The following is a 22,431-nucleotide window of genomic DNA, read 5'->3' as shown; positions in this document are numbered from 1 at the left end:
GGGCCCGGTTCAGTGAAGCTGCGCGTAGCCGCCGCGGAAGTAGAGCAGCGGCTTCCCGTCCTCGCTGCCCGACAGGCGGCGGACGCGCCCGACGATGATGACGTGGTCGCCACCGTCATAGACATGCTCGCGGTCGCATTCCAGGCTGGCGAGGCAGCCGGTAAGGATCGGCACGCCGCTGTCCCAGCGCTCGACCCCCACGCCGTCCCAGCGCTCCTGAAGGTCGCGGCGCGAGAAGCGGTTGGACAGATCCGCCTGCCCTTCGGCCAGGATGTTCACCGCGAAGGACGGCGCGGCGGTGAAGGCCTCGAACGACATGGCCGCCCGGCCCAGGCAGAACTGCACCAGCGGCGGGTCGAGCGACACCGACGAGAAGGAGTTGACGGTCACGCCGATCGGCTCGCCGTCCGGGGCGACGGTGGTGACCACGGCGATGCCGGTGGCGAAGCATCCGAGGGCGTTGCGGAAAGCCCGAGAGTCGAAGGTCATGGCGGCCTGTGTGGGCTCGTCGGTTATTGGGGCGAGGGTGCGGCGGCGAAACAGCGGGATTAACCCAGCCGGACCCTCGGTGCAAGCCGCATCTGCCGCGACCCGCCCGGAAGCGGCCGGAAGCCGCCCTCCGCCGCATTAAATGGATCTTAAGGATAACGCTCCACCCTTCGGGTGTCCGCACGGACCGCGAATTCCCGACCACAAGGCCCATTCAGCAAGGCTTCATGTCAGCGAACCCGTCCGGCGGCGAACAGCCGATCATCATCAAGAAGAAGAAGGGTGGCCATGGCGGCCACCATGGCGGCGCCTGGAAAGTCGCCTACGCCGACTTCGTGACGGCGATGATGGCCTTCTTCCTGCTGCTGTGGCTGCTCAACGTCACCACGTCGGACCAGCGCAAGGGCATCGCGGACTATTTCTCGCCCAGCTCGGTCAGCCGTGAAAGCTCCGGATCAGGCGGCATGCTGGGCGGGCGCACCATCACCGCGCCGGGCGCCCAGATCTCCCCCTCCTCCCCGATGTCCGCCGACGTTCCGGTCTCCGGACCGCCCGGCCATTCGACCCAGGAGGACGACGAGGCGAACGACCCGACCGACGCCGCCCCGCCGCCGCCCGCCTCCACCGCCGAGCAGAAGTCCAACGAGTCGCGGCTCGACTACCAGAAGCGGCTGGAGGAACAGGCCAAGCAGCTCGGCATTCCCGGCCAGAAGCCGGGGGAACGGCTGTCCGACTTCGCGGAGCGGGTGAAGGAGGGCGGCGAGAAGCTGCAGGACGCCCAGAAGGAGGCCCGCCAGTTCCAGCAGGCCGCCACCGAGATCCGTCAGGCCATCCAGTCCGTGCCGGAGCTGGAGCCGCTGGCCCAGAACCTGATGATCGACCAGACGCCCGAGGGCCTGCGAATCCAGATCGTCGACCAGGACCGCGTCTCGATGTTCCCCGGCGGGTCGGGCCAGATGTACCCGCAGACCCGCCAGCTCGTCATGCAGGTGGCCAAGGCGCTGGCCAAGCTGCCCAACAAGCTGTCGATCAGCGGCCACACCGACGGCATCCCCTTCACCTCCGGGGCCGGGCGCGACAACTGGGACCTCTCCACCGAACGCGCCAACGCCACCCGCCGCGCCCTGATCGCCGGCGGCATCCCGGAGGAGCGCGTCCAGGACGTGATCGGCCGCGCCGACCGCGACCTGCTGGTTCCCGACCAGCCGGGCAGCCCGCGCAACCGCCGCATCAGCATGGTGCTGCTGCGCGAAAGCAAGACCGCAACCGCGCCCGCCGCCACGAATTGATACCAAAGCCGATGCGGCACCGGTACCAAGGCGTTAGTTCCTTGCCTTTGAACGTACCCCTTCTTGTTTTGTCGATGCGCCGCACAACGCGGGGAATGTTTGCCCTGTTCAAAAGGCGAAGCGATGGTTCATACTTCGCGGCAGACACCATTGCCACACGGCATCGGTCAATCAAGGGCGTTAGCTGCGGGGGAGTCTGTGAGCGTACCCGAAGGCAAGGCGACTGACCTTTTGACGAACTACGATCCCGGCCTTTACTACGACGAATTGTTCGGAGGCCGTGATTATCCAGCCGAGCACTCGGCGCTGATCCGGCAGAGACTGGCCGGTCTGAACTTCGGGGATCTGTTGCGGCGGTCGCAGGACGCCGAACGTGAACTGTACAATCTGGGCATCACCTTCCTCGTTTACTCGAACAAGGACGCGGTGGACCGGATCCTTCCCTTCGACATCATTCCCCGGGTCATCTCGGCCAAGGAATGGGCGCATCTGGAGGCGGGAATCACCCAGCGCGTCACGGCGCTGAACCTCTTCCTCCACGACATCTACCACGACCAGAAGATCCTGAAGGACGGGGTGATCCCCGCCGACCTCGTGCTGGGCAACAGCTGCTTCCGGCCGCAGATGGTCGGGCTGGACGTGCCGTTCGACACCTACATCCACATCATGGGCACGGATCTGGTCCGCGACCGCGAGGGGACCTTCCGCGTGCTGGAGGACAACGGGCGCGTGCCGTCCGGCGTGTCCTACGTGGTCGAGAACCGCCACATGATGCAGCGCGTGTTCCCGGACCTGATGCAGGACATCGGCATCCGACCGGTGGACAATTACGGGCACAAGCTGCTCGACGCGATGATGGAGATCGCGCCGCAGGACGTGGCCGACCCGCAGGTCGTGCTGCTGTCGCCCGGCTCCTACAACTCCGCCTATTTCGAGCACATCTTCCTGGCGCGCGAGATGGGCGTGCCGCTGGTCGAGGGCCGCGATCTGGTGGTGGAGAACGACCGCGTCTACATGAAGACCACCAACGGTCTGGCGCGCGTCGATTCGATCTACCGCCGCATCGACGACGCCTTCATCGACCCCAAGGCCTTCAACCCGGACAGCATGCTGGGCGTGCCGGGCCTGCTGGAGGCCTACCGCAAGGGCAACGTGGCGCTGGCCAACGCCATCGGCACCGGCGTGGCGGACGACAAGGCGATCTACTGCTACGTCCCGCGGATGATCAAATACTACCTGGACCAGGAGGCGATCATCCCCAACGTGGACACGCGCATCTGCCGCGAGGCCGACGCGCTGCGCTACACGCTGGACAACCTGGACAAGCTGGTGGTGAAGCCGGTCGGCGAGGCCGGCGGTTACGGCATCACCATCGGCCCGCGCGCCAGCAAGGAGGAGCTGGCGGAGTGCCGGGCCAAGCTGCTGGCCGATCCGTCCAACTACATCAGCCAGCCGGTGGTCGACCTGTCGGTCTGCCCCACCGTGACCGACGACGGCATCGATCCCCGCCACGTCGATCTGCGCCCCTTCGCCATCACGGGCAAGAACACCTGGGTCCTGCCCGGCGGCCTGACCCGCGTGGCGCTGAAGAAGGGCACGCTGATCGTCAACTCGTCGCAGGGCGGCGGGTCCAAGGACACCTGGGTTCTCCAGGACGGGGTGCTCCAGGATGGGGCACAGGAAGGGAGCGCGTCGTGAATCTGCTGGCCCGTTACGCCGAATGCATTTTCTGGATGGCGCGCTACATGGAGCGCGCCGAGAATCTCGCCCGGATCCTGGACGTGCATGAGACCTTCGCGCGCGACACGCGGGGGATGACCAACTGGTTCTCCATCGTCCAGCTCAACGCCGACGAGAAGGACTTCTTCAGCCGCCACGACCGCCCCACGGCGGAGGCGGTGGTCCACTACTACATGTTCGACACCCAGCACACGAACTCGCTGGTGTCCATGCTGCGCATGGCGCGGGAGAACGCCCGCGTCCTGCGCCCGTGGATCTCCACCGAGATGTGGACGCAGATCAACGTGTTCCACAACAAGCTGGTGGAGATGAACGGCAAGGGCGTGGCGCTGCCCAACCTGTCCAAGGTCTGCACCTGGATCAAGGAGGAGTGCCAGACCCACACCGGCATCACCGAGGGCACCTTCTACCGCGACCAGGGCTGGTACTTCTATCAGCTCGGCAAGTACATCGAGCGGGCGGACCAGACCACCCGCCTGCTCGACATCAAGTACCACACGCTGCTGCCCTCCCCCGTGGTGGTCGGCTCCACGCTGGACATGAGCCAGTGGACGACGGTGCTGCGCTCCGCCGCCGGGTACCACGCCTTCCGGCGCGTCTACCCGCGCGGCATGTCGCCGACCACGGTCGCCGGCTTCATGATGTTCAACGAGGGGTTCCCGCGGTCCGTTGTGATGTGTGTGCGACAGATCGACGGCCTCTTGACCCGCCTGAAGTCCCGTTACACCCTGCGCAACGGCAGTGAGGCGATGGAGAAGGTGGACGAGCTGCTCGGCGCGCTTCTGGCCCGCCCGATCGAGGACGTGATCCAGCTCGGCCTGCACGAGTATCTCGACGGCGTGCAGGCCCAGCTCTGTGGAATCACCAACGAGATCGGACGCGCCTTCTTCGGCCAGGACACCGTCCCCATGACCCAGAGCCAGTCCCAATAGCCTCCGTTGAAGCAAGTTCCGTCAGCATCCTCTCCAGCCGCCAAACCCCAACAGCCGACCTTCGGGCCGGTGATTCAGAAGTCAGCCAGCCCGATGTCGGTCATCCAGCCGCAACTCCGCCCGCTCCAGCAGTTCTTCCGGTCCGGGCCGATGCCCTGCCCCTATCTGCCGGGACGGGTGGAGCGCAAGCTGTTCACCCGGCTGTTGGGACCCTATTCGGCGGAGGTCAATTCCACCCTGTCGCGCGCCGGCTTCCGGCGCAGCCACGACATCGTCTACCGGCCGGTCTGCCCGAACTGCCAGGCCTGCGTCCCCGTCCGCATTCCGGTGGGGTCCTTCGTCCCCACCCGGTCGCAGAAGCGCGTCCGCCGGGCCAACGGCGACCTGACCCTGGCGGAGGCGCCCGCCGCCGCCACGACCGAGCAGTACCGGCTGTTCTCGCTCTACCAGAATTCCCGCCACGGCGAATCCGACATGGCGCGCATGGCGATGGCCGATTTCGCCGCCATGATCGACGAGGGGCGGGCCGACACCAGCCTGTTCGAGGCCCGCGACGCCGAGGGACGGCTGGTCGGCTGCATGCTGACCGACCGGCTGACCGACGGCTATTCCGCGGTCTACAGCTTCTACGACCCGCGCCAGGACCGCCGCAGCCTGGGCAGCTTCATGATCCTCAGCCTGCTGGAGCGCGCCCAGGCGGACGGGTTGCCCTACGTCTATCTCGGCTATTGGATCGCCCAGAGCCGCAAGATGGCCTACAAGGCCAAGTTCCGCCCCCTGGAGGCGCTGGGCCGCGACGGCTGGTTCCGCCTGCCGAACGATCCGGAAGACTGACGGGCCGCTGGCCGGATTGCCCATGATCGGAGACTATTGGGGCAATCACGTATAAAGGCTTTCAAGCTCTTGCGCTGCCGGGGCCTCCTGCGGAATATTGCCGCAGCAAACACCCCATGGTGTTACCATAAAAGATTGAACAGGCGCCCAGCGCCACCGTTCACAGGGCAACAAAAGGAACGGACGGGGATACACCCGTTCCAAACCAACAGGGAGGCTCTCCGTTGAGGTTCCTGCTCCGAATCAGCGGGCTGATCGATGCTGTCAACGACGGCGTCGGCAAACTCGTTTATTGGCTGGTGCTGGTCGCCGTGATTGTCAGCGCCGGCAACGCGACCATCCGCTACAGCCTCCATTACAGCTCCAACGCCTGGCTTGAGCTGCAATGGTACCTGTTCTCCGCGATTTTCCTGTTGTGCTCGGGCTACACGTTCCTGCGCAACGAACACATCCGCATCGACATCGTGCTCGGCCGCTTTTCAAGGCGCGTCCAATGCATGGTGGACATCTTCGGGATCCTCTTCTTCCTGTTCCCGATGGCCATCCTGATCATGTGGCTCTCCTGGCCGATGTTCTGGGACAGCTTCATCACCAAGGAAATGTCGAGCGACGCCGGTGGCCTGATCCGCTGGCCGGCCAAGATCCTGGTTCCCGCCGGTTTCTTCCTGCTGACCATGCAGGCGGTGTCCGAGCTGATCAAACGCATCGCCTTCCTGGCCGGTCTCACTGACCAGCCCGGCGAGAAGATGCACAGCCACTCCTAAGAGACCGGGAACCACACACGATGGCCGCCTTCCTCATTGAGAACATGGCGCCGCTGATGTTCGCGGCGCTTGTTCTTTTCCTCTTGATGGGTTTCCCGGTCGCCTTCGCGCTCGCCGCGAACGGCCTCCTCTTCGGTCTGATCGGCATCGAGCTGGGTCTGCTGACCCCGGCGCTGTTCCAGGCGCTGCCGGAGCGCGTCTTCGGCATCATGCGCAACGACACGCTGCTGGCCATTCCCTTCTTCACCTTCATGGGCCTGATCCTCGAACGATCCGGCATGGCCGAGGATCTGCTCGACACGGTCGGGCAGCTCTTCGGTCCGCTGCGCGGCGGCTTGGCCTACGCGGTGATCTTCGTCGGCGCGCTGCTCGCCGCCACGACCGGCGTGGTCGCGGCGTCGGTCATCTCGATGGGCCTGATCTCGCTGCCGATCATGCTGCGCTACGGCTATGACCGGCGGCTGGCGTCGGGCGTCATCGCGGCGTCGGGCACGCTGGCCCAGATCATCCCGCCGTCCCTGGTGCTGATCATCCTGGCCGACCAGCTCGGCCGCTCGGTCGGCGACATGTACGCCGGCGCCCTGGTCCCCGGCCTGGTGCTGACCGGCCTCTACGCCGGCTACATCCTGGTCGTCAGCATCGTCCGCCCCGAGTTCGCTCCGGCCCTGCCGCCGGAGGCCCGCTCCCTGCGCGGCTTCCAGCTCCTGTTCCGGGTGCTGACCTCGCTGGTGCCGCCGCTGGTCCTGATCTTCTTGGTGCTGGGCACCATCTTCCTCGGCATCGCGACGCCGACGGAAGGCGGCGCCATGGGGGCCATGGGCGCCATGATCCTGGCGCTCATCAAGCGGCAGCTGAGCTGGTCGCTGATGCGTCAGGCGATGGACACGACGGCGAAGCTGTCCTCCTTCGTCATCTTCATCCTGATCGGCTCGACGGTCTTCGGTCTGGTGTTCCGCGCCGTGAACGGCGACCTGTGGGTGGAGCATCTGCTGACCGGCCTGCCGGGCGGCGAACTGGGCTTCCTGATCGTCGTCAACATCATGGTCTTCCTGCTCGCCTTCTTCCTCGACTTCTTCGAGCTGGCCTTCATCATCGTGCCGCTGCTCGCCCCGGTCGCGGAGAAGCTGGGCATCGACCTGATCTGGTTCGGCGTCCTGCTGGGCGTCAACATGCAGACCTCCTTCATGCATCCGCCCTTCGGCTTCGCCCTGTTCTTCCTGCGCAGCGTCGCTCCACGGGAAGATTACAAGGACAAGATCACCGGGAAGATCATCAAGAAGATCACCACCGGCCAGATCTACTGGGGCGCCGTGCCGTTCGTCTGCATCCAGCTGATCATGGTGGCGCTGGTCATCATGTTCCCGGAGATGGTCTTCTCCGGCCTGGACCGCGGCGAGCCGATCGATCTGGACAATGTGAAGATCGAGATCCCGGCCTTCGACTCGGGCGAACCGCCGCCGCCGTTCGGCGCGCCGGAACAGCCCGCCGAGGACCCCAACGCCGACCTCATGAAGCAGTTGCAGGGCAAGTGACCGGTCCTTCCCTCCTCCCCCGCCCGGCGGGGGAGGAGCCTGGATCGGACAACAGCCGGATCATCGGCAACAAAAAAAGCCCCGCTTCCGCGGGGCTTTTTCGTGTCCGGCTTTGTCAGGACTTCTTTTTCGGCGTCGGCGCCGAATAGACGAAATTGTCGAAGGTGTTCTCGGCGACGCGGAACCACAGGTATTCCTCGTCGCGGAACTTGCGCCACTGCTCGTAGACCTTGCGGAACTTCTCGTTCTTCGCGGCCTCCTCCTCGTAGACGTCGAAGGTCGCCTGATAGCAGGCCTGCAGGATGTCGCGCGGATAGGGCTTCAACACCGTGCCGGCGCCGACCAGACGCTTCAGCGCGTGCATGTTCACCACGTCGTACTTGCCGACCATGTCGGCGGTCGCGTCGGCGCAGGCCGCCTCCAGAATTGCCTGATAATGCTTGGGAAGCTGCTCCCACTGCGGCAGGCTGACGAGGAAGGACACCTGCGGGCCGCCTTCCCACCAGCCGGGGTAGTAGTAGTACTTGGCGACCTTGTTGAAGCCGAGCTTCTCGTCGTCGTAGGGACCGACCCACTCCGCCGCGTCGATGGTGCCCTTCTCCAGCGCCGGATAGATGTCGCCGCCGGCGATCTGCTGCGGCACGACGCCCAGGCGCTGCAGGATGGTGCCGGCGTAGCCGCCGATGCGGAACTTCAGGCCCTTCAGGTCATCGACGGTCTTCAGCTCGTTGCGGAACCAGCCGCCCATCTGGGTGCCGGTGTTGCCCGCCGCGAACTGGACGATGTTGTAGCCCTTGAAGAACTCGCGCATCAGCTCCATGCCGCCGCCGTGGGTCATCCAGGCGTTCTGCTGGCGCGCGTTCAGGCCGAAGGGCATCGCCGCGTCGAAGGCGAAGGTCGGGTCCTTGCCCACGTAATAGTAGGAGACGGTGTGGCCGCACTCCACGGTGCCGTCCTTCACGGCGTCCAGCACCTGCAGGCCGGGAACGATCTCGCCGCTGGCGAAGGTGCGGATCTGGAACTTGCCCTCGGTCATCTCGGCGACGCGCTTGGCCACCCGCTCGGCCCCGCCGTAGATGGTGTCAAGGCTCTTGGGAAAGCTCGACGCGCAGCGCCACTTGATCTCGGGGTTGCTCTGCGCGATGGCGGGCGCGGCCAGCGTGCTGGCGGCGACACCGACACCGGCGCTGGTGATGAAGGTACGGCGTTTCATGGCGGTCTCCTTGGGTCCTCTCGTCCCGGCGCGGGTGCACACCGCCGTTCCGGCCCCCGGACAGGGGGCGCGGCGTGCGAACCGAAAGGCTGTTGTTTTGTGGAAGTTGTCTGGCAACGCCGGATCGACGTCACCGTGCGGGTCACGGACCGGGACTGCCGGAGCCGATGGGCCCCCGTGCCGCCGCTGTGCCTTCACACGGATCTGTGGTGACCATGCGCGTGCCTCCCCTATCGCCCGGTGTTCCTCCGGCCCTGATGCCCCCGTTCGGGGCACCGCTTCGGCCGACGGTACCGAGTTCGTTTTGATAGGATGACTATGCCGGAATCGCGGGGCAGACTTCAAGTCCGAGCATGGCTCGGCCCTACCAATTCGGGAATTTTCCGTCGGAAATTCCGCCAAAAGTGAAACGGGGGGGCCGAAAGCCCCCCGTTTGCGTGCAACGTTAGGTAATGGCGGCTCAGGTGAACCGGTTGACCTTGGGGAACCCGTTGGGCGGCATCTTGCCCACGCCGGCGCGGTTGCCCAGCCAGCCGGTCAGGTTGGTGACGTTGAACTGCCGCTCGCCGTGCTTCCAGCTCAGCCCCTCGGCGATGGTGAAGACTTTGAGGTCGGACAGGCTGCCGTCCTTGTACTTCTGAAGCTGCACGCCCTTGCCGCGGGCCATCACCGGCACCTGTTCCAGCGGGAAGACCAGCAGCAGGCGGTTGTTGCCGATGACGGCGACATGGTCGCCCTCCGCCGGGATGCAGACCTTGGCGTCCTTGTTGTCGTCGGGGTTGAGGATCTGCTTGCCGGAGCGGGTCTGGGCGACGACCTCGTTCTCCTCGACCTGGAAGCCGCGCCCGTCCTCCGACGCGACCAGCAGGCGGCGGTCGGGCTGGTGCTTGAACAGGGTGATGATGTCCGCCTCGTTGCCGAGGTCGATCATCAGCCGCACCGGCTCCCCGAAGCCGCGCCCGCGCGGCAGCTTGTCGGCGGACAAGGTGTAGAACTTCCCGTTCGTGCCGAAGACGAGGAGCTTGTCGGTGGTCTCGCAATGGACCCAGAAGCCTTCCTTGTCGCCTTCCTTGTATTTGACGTCGAGGCGCTCGGCGTCGGTCAGATGGCCGCGCACCGCGCGAATCCAGCCCTTCTGCGAGCACAGCACGGTCAGCGGCTCACGCTCCACCATGGCGTCGACGGGGATGTCGATGACGGCGGTGGCCTCGGCGACCAGGGTCCGGCGGTCCTCGCCGAAGCGCTTGCGCGTCTCCTCCGTCTCCTTGCCGATGGTCTTCCAGCGCAGGCTCTCGTCCGACAGCAGCTCGGTCAGGCCGGCCTTCTCGGCGGTCAGCGCGTCGTTCTCGCGCTGGATCTCCATCTCCTCCAGCTTGCGCAGGTTGCGCAGCCGCATGTTGAGGATGGCCTCGGCCTGCACCTCGGTCAGGGAGAAGGCGCGCATCAGCTCCTGCTTGGGCTCGTCCTCCTCGCGGATGATGCGGATCACCTCGTCCAGGTTCAGATAGGCGATCAGGTAGCCGCCCAGGACCTCCAGCCGGTGGTCGATCTTGGCCAGCCGGTGGCGGGACCGCCGCTCCAGAACCTCCATCCGGTGGTCGAGGAAGGCGTCCAGCACCTCGAACAGGTTCATGACGCGCGGGACGTTGTCCTTGTCCAGCACGTTCATGTTCATGGCGAAGCGGATTTCCAGATCGGTCGTCTGGAACAGCGAGGCCATCAGGACTTCGGGGTCGACGTTGCGGCTCTTCGGCACCAGGACGAGGCGCACGTCCTCCGCCGACTCGTCGCGCACATCCTCCAGAAGCAGCAGCTTGCGGTTGGTCAGAAGCTCCGCGATCTTCTCGACCAGCCGGGCCTTCTGCACCTGGTAGGGCATTTCGGTGACGACGACCTGCCAGGTGCCCTGCCCCAGCTTCTCCACCTCCCACCTGGCGCGCAGGCGGAAGGAGCCGCGGCCGGTGCGGTAGGCCTCGACGACGTTGGCGCGCGGCTCGACCAGCACGCCGCCGGTCGGGAAGTCCGGGCCGGAGATCAGGGTGACCAGATCCTCGATCCTCGTCGGGGCCGGCTTCTCCTTGCCGGCCAGCGCCGCCTTGACGCAGTCCAGCTTGTGCTTCAGCACCAGCCTGAGGGCGGAGCAGAGCTGGGCGGCGTTGTGCGGTGGGATGTTGGTCGCCATGCCGACGGCGATGCCGCTGGAGCCGTTGGCCAGCAGGTTGGGGAAGTTGGCCGGCAGGACCGCCGGCTCCTCCCCGTCGCCGTCGTAGGTCGGGCGGAAATCGACCGCGTCCTCGTCGATGCCTTCCAGCAGGGCCTTGGCGACGTCGGTCAGGCGCGCTTCGGTGTAACGCATGGCCGCGGCGTTGTCGCCGTCGATGTTGCCGAAGTTCCCCTGCCCGTCCACCAGCCGGTAGCGCACCGCGAAGTCCTGCGCCAGACGGACCAGCGCGTCGTAGACGGAGGTGTCGCCGTGCGGGTGGAACTTGCCGATCACGTCGCCGACCACGCGGGCCGACTTCTTGGGCGGCGTCGAGGGATCGAGCCGCAGCTGGCTCATGGCGTAAAGCAGCCGCCGGTGCACCGGCTTCAGCCCATCGCGCACGTCGGGCAGCGACCGCGCCATGATGGTGGACAGCGCGTAGCTCAGATACCGCTCGCTCAGCGCGTCGCGGAGCGGCTTCTCCTGGATGTCAAGGACGGGGTCTTGGGCGGGATCTCGGGACGTCATGGCGTGTGGATACCAAATCTAGCGGCCACGCGCCACAGTGTTCTCGTAACGTTCTCTTAATCGCAGTCTTGCGGGCGGCAGCGGGCCGTTGAGCAGATGGCGCTCCAGGAAATGGCCGGTCAGGCGCAGCCCCTCCGCCACCGCCTGCGGCCCGCCGCCGCCCAGACCGATGAGGAATCCGGGCAGCGGCAGGAGCCGGTCGCGGTAGGGTTCCCCGGCCGACGCCGACACCGCGCGCCCGGTGCGCGGGCTGACATAGGCGAGGTAGTCGTTCGCCCCGGTGACCGCGCAACGGTCGAGATCCAGCCCGAATCCGAGTTCGGCGAGCAGCCCGACCTCCCACCGCACGTAGGACTCGGCCCAGGCGTCGCCGCCCAGCAGGCCGAACAGCGCCAGGAGACCGTCGAACAGCGCCGGGTGCGGCTGATGCTCCGGCAGGGCCGCCTCGGCCAGCGCGCAGGCGGCGGTCAAGGCCGCGAGTCGCGGCGGATCATCGAGAAAGGCGGCGGAATAGCCCTGCACCACCTCCAGCGTCAGATTGCCGAGATGCTCGGGCAGGCGCCCGCGCCAGCGCGCCGACACCAGCGTGCCCGGCTCCAGCGCCGCCCGCGTCCGGCTGGACCGCCCGCCCATCACCATTCCGGCGTGCCGCCCATGGTCCCGCGTCAGCAGGGTGACGACCGCCGAGGTCTCGCCATGCGGCCGCGCCGACAGCACGACGCCCTGATCGGACCACTCCATGCTTCCGCTTCCTCACATTGACGGCCTGGATCCGACTCGCCGATGGCGCCCGACGGCGCCTCCCGGCGCCCGCAATGCGGGTTTTATCGTCCTTACCACCAGCATGGCGCAAATCCTTCGCAACGGGGCTTCATTTCTCATTCACCATTCGGGCACTATGTTGCGAGTCACAGGATGCGGGCGCGCCGCGGCGGTGAGGGGGCTTTGAGCAGCACGATCGAGCGATATCTGCTGGCCGAGAAAGCCGGCTCCGAAGGCGTCTGGGACTGGGACCTTCGCAACGATACGATGTTCCTGTCTCCCCGCTTCAAGGAGTTTCTCGACCTGCCGCCGGGCGACGTCAATCGCCCGGAAGATTGGCTCGACCGCGTCCACCCCGACGACATCGACTGGCTTTACGCGTCCTTCGAAGGCCAGATGGTCGGCGTCTCGCTGCCTTTCCAGATCGAACACCGCGTCCGCCGCGCCGGGGCCGGCTTATCGCCGGACGATGGCGAGTCCGGCTGGCGCTGGCTGGTTTGCCGCGGCATGGCGGTGCCCGACGAATCGGGCGATCCGGTCCGCCTCGTCGGGTCGGTCGCCGACATCACCGACCGCAAGCACGCCGAACGCCAGTTGCGCAAGAGCGAGGAGCGCTACGCGCTGGCCGCCGCGGCCAGCAACGACGGGCTGTGGGACTGGGATCTCGAAGCCGCAACCGTCTATTACTCGCCGCGCTGGCTGTCGCTTCTCGGACTGGAGGAAGGCAGCGTCGGCAGCAGCCCCGACGAATGGATGGAGCGCGTCCATCCGGACGACCGCCGCTCGTTGCGCGAGGCGCTGGGCGCCCTGGGCGGCGACGACACCGTGTTCCAGATCGAATACCGCGTGCGCCACGCCGATGGCGGCACCCGCTGGATGGCCTGCCGCGGCATCGCCGTGCTGGACGCGCAGGGCCGCCCGGTGCGGCTGGTCGGCAGCCAGGCCGACGTCACCGACCGCAAGACCGCCGAGCAACGCCTGTTGCAGAGCGAGGAGCGCTACGCGCTGGCCGCCGCCGGCGCCAACGACGGGCTGTGGGACTGGCGGCTGGACACGGACGAGGTCTACTACTCGCCGCGCTGGGCGGCCATGCTCGGCTTCGCCGGGGACAGCCTGTCCAACCGCATCGGCGAGTGGTTCGAGCGCGTGCATCCCGACGATCTGGCCGGGCTGCGCACCGCCATCGACCTGCATCTGACCGGTGAGCGGGAGCATCTCCAGCACGTCTTCCGCATCCGTGCCGCCGACGGGGACGAGCTGTGGATGCTGGTCCGCGGCCTCGCCGTTCGCGACGGGTCGGGCCGGTCGGTGCGAATCGCCGGCTCGATGACCGACATCACCGCCCAGAAGCGGGCGGAGCAGCAGCTTCTGTTCGACGCCTTCCACGACGGCATGACCGGGCTGCCCAACCGCACCCTGCTGCTGGACCGCATCGGCCAGGCGCTGGACCGCAACCGGCGGGCCGGCGGCAAGGCCTTCGCCGTCATCTTCATCGACCTGGACCGCTTCAAGTCGATCAACGACGCGCTGGGGTCCAGCGTCGGCGACCGGCTGCTGAAGACCATCGCGGAGCGGCTGGACGAGACCCGACGCATGGGCGACACGCTGGCCCGCCTGTCGGCCGACGAGTTCGCCGTGCTGCTCGACAACATCGACGACGTGGGCGACGCCCTGTCCGCGGCGGAGCGCATGGGCGAGGCCGTCGCCAAGCCGCTGGCGCTGGACGGGCACGAGTTCGTCCTCTCGGCCTCCATCGGCATCGCCCTCAGCGTCTCCGGCTACGACCGGGCGGAGGAGATGCTGCGCGACGCCAGCCTCGCCATGTACCGGGCCAAGTCGGGCGGGCGGGCGCGCATCGACGTGTTCGACAGCAATTTGCGCCGTCAGGCGATGGCCCAGATGCGCACGGAAACCGACCTGCGCACGGCGCTGGAGCAGAACCAGCTCGTCCTCTACTACCAGCCGATCGTCGCCCTGTCCTCGGGCCAGATCGCCGGGTTCGAGGCGCTGATGCGCTGGAAACATCCCGAGCGCGGGCTGGTCCCGCCGGGCGAGTTCATTCCGCTGGCCGAGGAATCGGGGCTGATCGTCCCGATGGGCCGCTGGGCGCTGCGCGAGGCGGCGCGCCAGCTCGGCCAGTGGCAGACCCGCTTCCCCCGCCCCGCCCCGCTGTTCATGAGCGTGAACGTCTCCTCCCGCCAGTTCAGCGACGACGACCTGATCGGGCTGGTCAGCGAGGTTCTTCAGGAAAGCCGGGTCCCGCCCTCCAGCCTGAAGCTGGAGATCACGGAAAGCCTGCTGATGAAGGACCCCGCCAAGTGCCGGGTGCTGATGCAGGGCATCCGCGACATGGACGTCCGCCTGTCCATCGACGATTTCGGCACCGGCTATTCGTCGCTGTCCTACCTGCACAAGTTCCCGGCGGACACGCTGAAGATCGACCGCAGCTTCGTGCAGGCCATCTCGTCGGGCGAGGGCAACGCCGCCATCGTGCAGGTGATCGCGACGCTGGCCGCCATCCTGGGCATGGAGGCGGTCGCCGAAGGCGTGGAGACCGAGATGGAGTCGGAGTTCCTGCGCGACATCATGTGCAAGTACGCGCAGGGCTACCTCTACGCCCGCCCGGCCCCTGCCGACGCCATCGAGGCGCTGCTGCTCCGCGAGGCGGAGGAGCCGCTGGTCCTTCCCAGCCTCGCGTAGGGCGCCTCTTCTCCCGATCCGGCCCCATCCAACGGACACTTTCCCCGGTACCGCCCTTTGTGCGAGTGTCCGCGCTCTTTCACCGGGACAGATCAGGATTTCGCGTTATGGCCGACCGCAACTGCGGAGAATGCACGCTGTGCTGCAAGCTGATGGGCGTGCCCGAACTCAAGAAGCCGTCGGCCAAATGGTGCGTGTCCTGCGACCAGGGCAAGGGCTGCACCGTCTATGAGGAGCGTCCGCAGTCCTGCCGGAACTTCCAGTGCTTCTGGCTGATGGACGAGAATTTCCCCGACGAGTTCCGGCCCGACCGCATCAACGCCCTGGCCGCCTTCAACGATGTGAAGGACAGCTGCGTCCTCCACGTCGATCCGGCCAAGCCGCGCGCCATGTCCAGCCCGAAGGTCAACGCCCTGATCGACGCGCTTCTCAAGAGCTACGCCAAGGTGTTCGTGCTGTCCGGCAAGGAAAGCGCGCTGATCCAGCGCTGACCGCTTGCGCGGTCATCCCCCGCGGAAGTTGAGCAGGCTGGGCGCCTTGTCGATGATCTCCTCCAGGATCAGGGAGGCGGTCTCCAGATCGCGCTCCAGGTCCGCGCCGAGCTTGCCGGCGTAGTTGGGGCGCTTCAGCTTCTCGTGGGCGTCGTGCAGGCTGCGCAGCTCCGCCACGAAGATCTCGCGGGCGCCCATCGGCAGGATCGGGTTGGCCGACAGCACGAAGAAGAAGCGCATGCTGGCCCGCACCAGAAGGGCCAGCATCACCGTGTCCAGCCGCTCGAACTGGTCGCGCAGGTCGTCGGAGCGGGTGTCCACGAGGTTGCGCAGCCGCTGCTCGATCAGGATCACGAGAGCCTGGAACTCCCCCACCTTGTCGCGGAATTCGCGGTAGGCACCGAAGCTGTGCTTGCTCGCCTCATGCTCGGCCAGCTGGGCGAGCTTCGACGCCTCCCGGCACTGGCGCTCCAGCGCGGACAGCAGTTCCTTGACCTCGGCGCGGGTGTATTGGCGCTTGCTCATGACGGCGGATAAGACCCTTCGACGCGACGGCCTGCCCTATAGCACGAAGAGGGGCTCCGGGTCACCGGGACGCTTCATCGGCGCAACAGGACGGCGCGCCGCGATCAGTGATCCGCCGCCGCCGGCTTGCCGCCCGGACGCCGCACCAGCGGCATCAGCAGAAGCCCGGCGAAGAACACGCCGGCCATCAGCAGCAGGCAGTCGTTGAAGGTCAGCACCATGGCCTCGCGCTCGACCATGCGGGCCAGCGTCTTCATGGCGGCGGCCTGCGGGTCGGCGACCAGCCCGTCGAACTTGGTCGCCAGCCCGTCCAGCGTTTCCTGCACCAGCGGGCGGGCGAGGTTCAGGTTGTCGCCCAGCCGGTTCATGTGCAGGGAGGCCCGCTCCAGCAGCACGGTGTTGATCGCCGCCAGACCGATGGCGCCACCCAGGTTGCGCATCAGGTTGTAGAGGCCCGACGCGTTCTTGAGCTGCTCCGGCGGCAGGGTGCCGAGCGCGATGGTGTTCACCGGGATGAAGCACAGCATCAGCGACAGGCCGCGCACCGCCTGCGGCAGGAACAGCTCCCAGAAGCCGGACTGGTTGGTCAGATGGGCGTTCAGCCAGACGCCGGTGCCGAACAGGCACAGCCCCAGCGCCAGCATTACCCGCAGATCCATCTTCTTGGACAGCACGCCGGCGATGGGGGCCGACAGAAACTGGAAGGCGCCGGTCACGAACATGATCGTGCCGATCTGCAAACTGTTCAGCCCGCGCACCCGCGCCAGGAACAGCGGCTGCAGGTAGACCGCCCCATAGAGCCCGATGCCGATGATGAAGCTGTAGAGCGAGCCGATGGCGAAGTTGCGGTCCAGAAAGGCGCGCAGCTCGACGATCGGATTGCCGTAGGTCAGGACCCGCCAGAAGAAGCCGACGGCGGACACTGCGGCGACCACCGCGAAGATCGCCACATACTCGTCCTGGAACCAGTCCTGGCGCGGGCCTTCCTCGACCACGAACTCCAGGCTGCCGAGGAAGGCGGCCATCAGCCCCAGACCGATGAAGTCGAAGCCCTTGCGCAGCGCCGGGTTGGGCTTGTCCACGTCGACCAGCGTCCAGACCAGCGAGGTCACGGCGATGCCCGGCAGCACGTTGGCCAGGAACAGCCAGTGCCAGGAGAAGCTCTGGGTCAGCCAGCCGCCCAGCGTCGGCCCGAGCGTCGGCGCCATGGTGGCGACCAGACCGATCATCACCGACACGCCGGCCCGCTTTTCCGGCGGGAACAGGGAGAAGCTGGTGGCGAAGACAGTCGGGATCATTGCGCCGCCGATGAAGCCCTGCAACGCCCGCCACACGATCATCGATTCGATGCTGGAGGTGAAGGCGCAGGCGACGCTGGTCAGGGTGAAGCCGGCGGCGGCGATGGTGAACAGCACGCGGGTGGAGAGAATCCGCGCCAGCATGCCGGACAGCGGGATCATCACCACCTCGGCGATGAGGTAGGAGGTCTGCACCCACGAGATCTCGTCGGCGCTGGCCGCGAGGCCCGCCTGGATCTCCGACAGGGAGCTGGAGACGATCTGGATGTCCAGGATCGCCATGAACATGCCGACGACCATGGACAGGAAGCCCAGCCAGTCGCGCGTGGTCACCGGGCGCGGTCCCGCCGCCGGCGGGGAAGAAGGAGCCGCCGCGCCCCGGCCCGCGGGGGGCGGGGGAGTTTGGAGCCGGGACGCGGCGGTCTCGCCGCCCGCGTCCGCCGGGGGAGTGGCGTCGCGGGCGGTGGGGGTGTCGTCGTTGGTGATGGCGGTCATGGTCGCCCTCTCCAGGACGAAAACGGTTGGAACGAAAACGGTTTCCGGTGATCGGTGCGGTTACTTCGACGCAACCGTGCGGCCGGGGACCAGAGCGCCCATGACGGTGCCCGCGTCATGCGGCTGGTCTTCGGCGCCGCGGGTGTCCACCTCGGCGACCACCGACAGGCCGGGGCGCAGCAGGCCGGACAGCGCGCTGTCGCGCGGCAGGGCGATGCGCACGGGCACGCGCTGGACGATCTTGGTGAAGTTGCCGGTCGCGTTCTCCGGCGGCAGCAGGCTGAACTGCGAGCCCGACGCCGGGGCGAAGCTCTCCACCCGGCCCAACAGGTGCTTGTCCGGATAGGCGTCCACCTCCACCGTCACCGGCTGGCCGGGACGCATGCGGGCGAGCTGCGTCTCCTTGAAGTTGGCGACCACATAGACGTCGGGCAGCGGCACCAGCGAGAGAAGCTGCACGCCCGGACGCGCGTACTGGCCGACCTGGACGCCGCGGTTGCCGACCACCCCGTCCACCGGGGCGCGGATGACCGTGTTGTTCAGGTCGTTGCGCGCGGTCTGCAGGGCGGCCTCCACCTGGCGCAGGCGGGCGTCGGTCTCGCTGCGGCTGGCGTTCAGCACGCCGACCTGATCCTGTTCCGCCACCAGCGCGGCGCGGGCGCGGGCGGTCTCCGCCGTCGCCTTGCGCAGGTCGGCGTCGGCCGTCTCGAACTTCTGGCGGCTGGCCCAGCTGTCGCTGGCGAGCGCGCGGGTGCGGTCGAAATCCTGCTGGGCGCGGCGCTGCTCGGCCTCGGCGCTGGCGACCGTGGCGGCCGCCTGATCGATGATCGCCTTCTGGAGCTGCAGCTTGCTGTCGATGGTGCCGAGCGCCGCCTTCTGCGCGGCGACGTTGGCCTCCGCCTCCGCGACCTTGGCGCGGAAGTCCTGGTCGTCCAGCACCGCCAGGACGTCGCCCGCGGCCACCTGCTGGTTCTCCGCCACCCGGACGTCCCGCACGTAAGCGGAGACCTTGGGGCTCACCACCGTGATGTCGCTGTGGACATAGGCGTTGTCGGTCGACTCGAAGAAGCGACCCTCGGTCCACCAGTCCCAGCCGGCGTAGCCGCCACCGGCCAGCGCCGCCACCGCCACACCCGACAGAACGATCTTCCGCACGGCCTTGACCATCGTCTTCCAACCCACCCGTTTCGGTTCTTTCCTGCCCTGGGCCGGCTTTCCCGCCGCCTCACCGGAACTGAACCGTTCAGTTTAGTCTTGCGGAAAAATGATCGCGGGCCTACCTGTTGTCAAGAGTGAACTGAACGGTCTAGTTTTAACGTTTGGGATTGTGGTTGAATGCGGAACGCGCTACGGCAGCGGGGACTCGGCGCACGAAGCCCCGCAAGCACCGCCGGCACCGTGGTACAACAGGACGCAGGGTCGGTTGCAGGACGCCCGGTTTCAGGACATCCGGTTTTAGGACACGAGGAACGCATGAGCACGCTGGTCGCCCCCACCCCGGAGGCAGGATCGAAGCCCGCGCAGATCCTGGAGGCCGCCGGAAAGCTGTTCCTGGACCATGGCTACGGCGCCGTCAGCATGGACGCCATCGCCAAGACGGCCAACGTGTCCAAGGCGACCCTCTACGCCCATTTCGGCAGCAAGGACGAGCTGTTCCGCGTCATGGTCGCCCGCGAGTGCAAGGGGCAGGCGATGGCCGCCGTCTGCGAAGAGGCGCGCGCGCTCGACATGGCCGACGGGCTGCGCCTGATCGCCCGCCATTTCGTCACGCTGATCCTGTCGCCGCAGGCGCTGGCCGGCTACCGCGTGGTGGTCGGCGAGGCGCACCGCTTCCCCGAGCTGGCGAGCGCCTTCTACGAGGCCGGCCCGGCCCGCACCATGGAGCACATCAGCGCCTTCATGACGGACCTCGACCGCCGCGGCCTGCTGCGCATCCCCGACCCGCAGCTCGCGGCGGAGCAGTTCGTCGGCCTCGTCAAGTCGCACACGCATCTGCGCTTCATGCTCTGCCTGTCCGAACGCCCGACGGAGGAGCAGCTGACGCGGATCGTCGACGGCGCCGTCTCCCTGATCATCCGGGGCTACGCGCCATAACGGGCCGGCGGTCAGCGGCGGCCGTCGAAGGTGATCATGACCTCCAGCACCCCGGCGGCGTCCGGCTGGACATCGCGGAAGGTGGCGATCTCGCCGGGAAGGATCTGCGTCGGCACCGGTTCCACGGTCCAGTTCCGCAGCGGCTGGCGGTCGGCGCCCAGCGCGGTGACCCGCAGCGCCGGCACCGTGCGCGCCGTCTCGGAGACGTTGAGAATCTGCCCTTCCACCAGCAGAGCGCTCTTGCCCTCCTCGGTCTTCTGTTCCGAGCGGACGTTCTGAAGCTGGAGGCCGCTGCCCGGCGGCTCCACCGGCAGGCCGACCGTCTCGTAGAACAGGGCGGCCGGAGGCCACAGCCGCACCACGGTCGCACGGCCGACGTAGCCGGCGGCGATGATGGCCGCCAGCACCGCCAGGAAGGCCCCCCAGCCGACCAGCGCCCGGCGCCGCGCGCCGGGGTCCGCCGCGGACGTCGCGGGCGCCGTCTTCCTGGAGGATGGCGTCTTGGAGGATGGCGTCTTGGAGGATGGCGGCGGGACCGGGTGGAATTCGGTCACCTCGTCGGGATGGAGGACGGGGTCGTCCTCCGGCGCCTGCCACCACATGTGGCCGCATTGGGCGCAACGCACCTTCCGGCCCTGCGGACCGACCGCCGAATCGGCAAGAGTGTACCGTGTGGCGCAGGCCGGGCAGGTGATGATCATAGATGCCGATCGTGGTCACCGAAATTGCAGACTGTCCTTATAGGTAGTCATGAGGTGTGAAGCAAGGAACGCACGGGCGCGGCGCGCGGCCGCCCCGTTCAAGCCAATGGGTACGATGAGGCGGACAGCGGTGGACGCGCCCGCCCCTGCCGGTGCATTGTCCATCCGCGCACCCGGCGGGCCGCCGCCGGGGCCTTCCGTTGCGCCTTTGGTGGGACCGTGATCCGTTTCGAGAATGTGGGACTGCGCTATGGCACCGGACCGGAGGTGCTGCGCGACATCAGCTTCACCCTGCCGCCCGGCTCGTTCCACTTCATGACGGGGGCGAGCGGGGCCGGCAAGTCGTCGCTGCTCAAGCTGATGTATCTGGCGCTCCGCCCGTCGCGCGGGCTGGTCACCCTGTTCGGCAAGGACATGGCGCGGGTCAAGCGCGCCGACCTGCCGGCGCTGCGCCGCCAGATCGGCGTGGTGTTCCAGGACTTCGCCCTGCTCGACCATCTCTCGGCGCTCGACAACGTGGCCCTGCCGCTGCGCATGGGCGGCGCCCGCGAATCGGACGTGGTGGAGCACTGCACGGAGATCCTGCGCTGGGTGGGGCTGGGCAACCATCTGAACTCCCTGCCCTCCACCCTGTCGGGCGGGCAGCAGCAGCGCGTCGCCATCGCCCGCGCGGTCATCAACCGCCCGCGCCTTCTGCTGGCGGACGAGCCGACCGGCAACGTGGACGACGGCATCGGCATGCGCCTTCTCTACCTGTTCGAGGAGCTTCACAAGCTGGGCACCACCGTGGTCATCGCCTCCCACAACGAGGCGCTGATCCGCCGCTTCGAGCATCCGCGCCTGATGCTGGAGAACGGGCGCCTGCACGTCCTGCCGGCGCACGCCTCGCGCTGGGCGTGATGCGGAGGGAAGGAGACACGCCATGGCCCTGCCGCCGCTGACCCGCCGAAACTCCGACCTGCCGCTGGCCAAGGACCCGACCTCGCGGTTCCTCATGTGGCTCACCGCGCTGATGGTCTATCTGGCGGCGCTGGCGCTGGCCGGGGCCCTGCTCGTCTCCGACATGACCCGGCGCTGGGACAGCGGTCTGGCCGGTGGGCTGACGGTGCAGATCATGCCCTTGCCCGACAGCGCCCACGCCGCCCCGCTGGAGGAGCGGACGGAGGCCGCGCTGACTGTCCTGCGCGCCACCCCCGGCATCGCGACCGCCAGCGTCCTGTCCAGCGGCGACGTCGGCCGGCTTCTGGAGCCCTGGCTGGGCAAGGAGGCCGCCGATCCGCTGCTGCCGATGCCGCGGCTGATCGACGTGATGACCAACGGGCCGGTGGACACGGCGGCGCTGTCCTCGCGCCTGACCTCCGCCGCCCCCGGCGCCACGCTGGACGACCACGCGGTGTGGCTGGCCGACCTGCGCCGCTTCGCCGGGGCGATGCATCTGGCGGCGCTGGGCATCGTGGCGCTGATCGGCGGGGCGGGCGTGATGGCGGTGATCTTCGCCGTGCGCTCCGGCCTCGCCATCCACCGCCATGTGGTGGAGTTGCTGCACCTGATGGGAGCCACCGACCGCTATGTGGCGCGGCAGTTCGAATCGCACGTCATCGGCCTGACCCTGCGCGGCGGGATGACCGGGCTGCTGCTGGCCGCCGGCACGCTGGCCGGCATCGGCCACGCCGCCGCCGGGCTCCACGCCAGCCTGCTGCCGGACCTCGCCACCTCGCCCTGGTGGGCCGTCGCCGCGCTGGCCGCCGTTCCGCTGGCCGCCTGCCTGCTGGCCGCGCTGACCGCGCGCTGGACGGTGCTGCGCACGCTGGAGTCGATGCCGTGACCGCCCGCCCGACCCG

The 22,431-nt window shown here is 67.7% G+C and carries 19 protein-coding genes and 1 pseudogene; 11 read left to right on the top strand and 9 right to left on the bottom strand.

All coding sequences use genetic code 11. From position 1 onward, the window contains the following. Positions 1-9: 9 nt before the first annotated feature. Positions 10-489: a flavin reductase family protein gene (locus TSH58p_RS27625; protein ID WP_109070299.1), complete on the bottom strand. Its 480-nt coding sequence runs from the start codon at positions 487-489 to the stop codon at positions 10-12. 227 nt (positions 490-716) lie between these two features. Between TSH58p_RS27625 and TSH58p_RS27620 the strand changes: the two genes are divergently transcribed. The 6 genes from TSH58p_RS27620 (at position 717) to TSH58p_RS27595 (ending at position 7,580) form a co-directional block, all read left to right on the top strand. Beyond that, positions 717-1,778, top strand: coding sequence for a flagellar motor protein MotB (locus TSH58p_RS27620; protein ID WP_109070300.1), 1,062 nt, complete (start codon positions 717-719; stop codon positions 1,776-1,778). 198 nt (positions 1,779-1,976) lie between these two features. Continuing rightward, the gene (locus TSH58p_RS27615; RefSeq protein ID WP_199230135.1) at positions 1,977-3,476 is read left to right on the top strand and encodes a circularly permuted type 2 ATP-grasp protein; all 1,500 of its coding nucleotides are present in this window, start codon (positions 1,977-1,979) and stop codon (positions 3,474-3,476) included. After that, positions 3,473-4,450: an alpha-E domain-containing protein gene (locus TSH58p_RS27610; RefSeq protein WP_109070302.1), complete on the top strand. Its 978-nt coding sequence runs from the start codon at positions 3,473-3,475 to the stop codon at positions 4,448-4,450. The genes TSH58p_RS27615 and TSH58p_RS27610 overlap by 4 nt, the downstream gene beginning before the upstream one ends. 93 nt (positions 4,451-4,543) lie before the next feature. Then, positions 4,544-5,284, top strand: a complete 741-nt coding sequence (locus TSH58p_RS27605; protein ID WP_109070303.1) for an arginyltransferase — start codon at positions 4,544-4,546, stop codon at positions 5,282-5,284. Positions 5,285-5,508: 224 nt separating this feature from the next. Then, positions 5,509-6,048, top strand: a complete 540-nt coding sequence (locus TSH58p_RS27600) for a TRAP transporter small permease subunit (RefSeq protein ID WP_109070304.1) — start codon at positions 5,509-5,511, stop codon at positions 6,046-6,048. Between the two features lie 20 nt (positions 6,049-6,068). Beyond that, on the top strand, positions 6,069-7,580 hold the full coding sequence (locus tag TSH58p_RS27595) for a TRAP transporter large permease subunit (RefSeq protein ID WP_109070305.1): 1,512 nt from the start codon (positions 6,069-6,071) through the stop codon (positions 7,578-7,580). A 115-nt stretch (positions 7,581-7,695) separates the two neighbouring features. On the opposite strand, the gene TSH58p_RS27590 is transcribed toward TSH58p_RS27595, so the two are convergent. The 3 genes from TSH58p_RS27590 to recO form a co-directional block, all read right to left on the bottom strand. Then, positions 7,696-8,793: a TRAP transporter substrate-binding protein gene (locus tag TSH58p_RS27590; RefSeq protein WP_109070306.1), complete on the bottom strand. Its 1,098-nt coding sequence runs from the start codon at positions 8,791-8,793 to the stop codon at positions 7,696-7,698. 460 nt (positions 8,794-9,253) lie between these two features. Then, the gene (gene parC, locus TSH58p_RS27585; RefSeq protein WP_109070307.1) at positions 9,254-11,524 is read right to left on the bottom strand and encodes a DNA topoisomerase IV subunit A; all 2,271 of its coding nucleotides are present in this window, start codon (positions 11,522-11,524) and stop codon (positions 9,254-9,256) included. Positions 11,525-11,542: 18 nt separating this feature from the next. After that, on the bottom strand, positions 11,543-12,265 hold the full coding sequence (gene recO / locus TSH58p_RS27580) for a DNA repair protein RecO (RefSeq protein WP_109070308.1): 723 nt from the start codon (positions 12,263-12,265) through the stop codon (positions 11,543-11,545). Positions 12,266-12,469: 204 nt separating this feature from the next. Between recO and TSH58p_RS27575 the strand changes: the two genes are divergently transcribed. Next, positions 12,470-14,986: a bifunctional diguanylate cyclase/phosphodiesterase gene (locus tag TSH58p_RS27575; RefSeq protein WP_109070309.1), complete on the top strand. Its 2,517-nt coding sequence runs from the start codon at positions 12,470-12,472 to the stop codon at positions 14,984-14,986. 107 nt (positions 14,987-15,093) lie between these two features. After that, positions 15,094-15,477 (top strand): hypothetical protein, encoded by a 384-nt coding sequence (locus TSH58p_RS27570; RefSeq protein ID WP_040135007.1) that lies wholly within the window; start codon positions 15,094-15,096, stop codon positions 15,475-15,477. A gap of 12 nt (positions 15,478-15,489) precedes the next feature. Here TSH58p_RS27570 and TSH58p_RS27565 read toward each other — a convergent pair whose 3' ends face one another. From TSH58p_RS27565 to TSH58p_RS27555, 3 genes are all read right to left on the bottom strand, one after another. Beyond that, positions 15,490-16,002, bottom strand: coding sequence for a hypothetical protein (locus TSH58p_RS27565; RefSeq protein WP_109070310.1), 513 nt, complete (start codon positions 16,000-16,002; stop codon positions 15,490-15,492). A gap of 104 nt (positions 16,003-16,106) precedes the next feature. After that, a complete protein-coding gene (locus TSH58p_RS27560; protein WP_109070311.1) occupies positions 16,107-17,795 on the bottom strand; it encodes a DHA2 family efflux MFS transporter permease subunit in 1,689 nt (562 codons plus the stop codon). Between the two features lie 60 nt (positions 17,796-17,855). Beyond that, a complete protein-coding gene (locus TSH58p_RS27555) occupies positions 17,856-18,962 on the bottom strand; it encodes an HlyD family secretion protein (protein ID WP_109070312.1) in 1,107 nt (368 codons plus the stop codon). Positions 18,963-19,268: 306 nt separating this feature from the next. Between TSH58p_RS27555 and TSH58p_RS27550 the strand changes: the two genes are divergently transcribed. Continuing rightward, positions 19,269-19,889 carry a TetR/AcrR family transcriptional regulator gene (locus TSH58p_RS27550; RefSeq protein ID WP_014198285.1) on the top strand — a complete coding sequence of 207 codons (621 nt, stop codon included), beginning with the start codon at positions 19,269-19,271 and terminating at the stop codon, positions 19,887-19,889. 11 nt (positions 19,890-19,900) lie between these two features. Here TSH58p_RS27550 and TSH58p_RS27545 read toward each other — a convergent pair whose 3' ends face one another. Then, positions 19,901-20,515: a hypothetical protein gene (locus TSH58p_RS27545; RefSeq protein WP_371732462.1), complete on the bottom strand. Its 615-nt coding sequence runs from the start codon at positions 20,513-20,515 to the stop codon at positions 19,901-19,903. 18 nt (positions 20,516-20,533) lie between these two features. Continuing rightward, positions 20,534-20,590: pseudogene (locus TSH58p_RS34750) on the bottom strand (zinc-ribbon domain-containing protein); the annotation flags it as partial. Between the two features lie 219 nt (positions 20,591-20,809). Here TSH58p_RS34750 and ftsE point away from each other — a divergent pair. After that, complete coding sequence (gene ftsE, locus TSH58p_RS27540) at positions 20,810-21,490, top strand: cell division ATP-binding protein FtsE (RefSeq protein ID WP_109070314.1); 681 nt, start codon at positions 20,810-20,812, stop codon at positions 21,488-21,490. Between the two features lie 22 nt (positions 21,491-21,512). Then, the gene (locus TSH58p_RS27535) at positions 21,513-22,415 is read left to right on the top strand and encodes an ABC transporter permease (RefSeq protein ID WP_109070315.1); all 903 of its coding nucleotides are present in this window, start codon (positions 21,513-21,515) and stop codon (positions 22,413-22,415) included. Positions 22,416-22,431 lie beyond the last annotated feature (16 nt).

This window comes from Azospirillum sp. TSH58, assembly GCF_003119115.1.
Lineage (GTDB): Bacteria > Pseudomonadota > Alphaproteobacteria > Azospirillales > Azospirillaceae > Azospirillum.
This window is presented reverse-complemented; position numbering and strand designations above follow the sequence as displayed.

Excerpts from the sequence above, each read along its gene's own strand:
- recO (WP_109070308.1), bottom strand. The coding sequence starts at position 12,265 with ATGGAGTGGTCCGATCAGGGCGTCGTGCTGTCGGCGCGGCCGCATGGC.
- TSH58p_RS27620 (WP_109070300.1), top strand. The coding sequence starts at position 717 with ATGTCAGCGAACCCGTCCGGCGGCGAACAGCCGATCATCATCAAGAAG.
- TSH58p_RS27595 (WP_109070305.1), top strand. The coding sequence starts at position 6,069 with ATGGCCGCCTTCCTCATTGAGAACATGGCGCCGCTGATGTTCGCGGCG.
- parC (WP_109070307.1), bottom strand. The coding sequence starts at position 11,524 with ATGACGTCCCGAGATCCCGCCCAAGACCCCGTCCTTGACATCCAGGAG.
- TSH58p_RS27560 (WP_109070311.1), bottom strand. The coding sequence starts at position 17,795 with ATGACCGCCATCACCAACGACGACACCCCCACCGCCCGCGACGCCACT.
- TSH58p_RS27535 (WP_109070315.1), top strand. The coding sequence starts at position 21,513 with ATGGCCCTGCCGCCGCTGACCCGCCGAAACTCCGACCTGCCGCTGGCC.
- TSH58p_RS27625 (WP_109070299.1), bottom strand. The coding sequence starts at position 489 with ATGACCTTCGACTCTCGGGCTTTCCGCAACGCCCTCGGATGCTTCGCC.
- TSH58p_RS27590 (WP_109070306.1), bottom strand. The coding sequence starts at position 8,793 with ATGAAACGCCGTACCTTCATCACCAGCGCCGGTGTCGGTGTCGCCGCC.
- TSH58p_RS27555 (WP_109070312.1), bottom strand. The coding sequence starts at position 18,962 with ATGGTCAAGGCCGTGCGGAAGATCGTTCTGTCGGGTGTGGCGGTGGCG.
- TSH58p_RS27565 (WP_109070310.1), bottom strand. The coding sequence starts at position 16,002 with ATGAGCAAGCGCCAATACACCCGCGCCGAGGTCAAGGAACTGCTGTCC.
- TSH58p_RS27550 (WP_014198285.1), top strand. The coding sequence starts at position 19,269 with ATGAGCACGCTGGTCGCCCCCACCCCGGAGGCAGGATCGAAGCCCGCG.
- TSH58p_RS27570 (WP_040135007.1), top strand. The coding sequence starts at position 15,094 with ATGGCCGACCGCAACTGCGGAGAATGCACGCTGTGCTGCAAGCTGATG.
- TSH58p_RS27605 (WP_109070303.1), top strand. The coding sequence starts at position 4,544 with ATGTCGGTCATCCAGCCGCAACTCCGCCCGCTCCAGCAGTTCTTCCGG.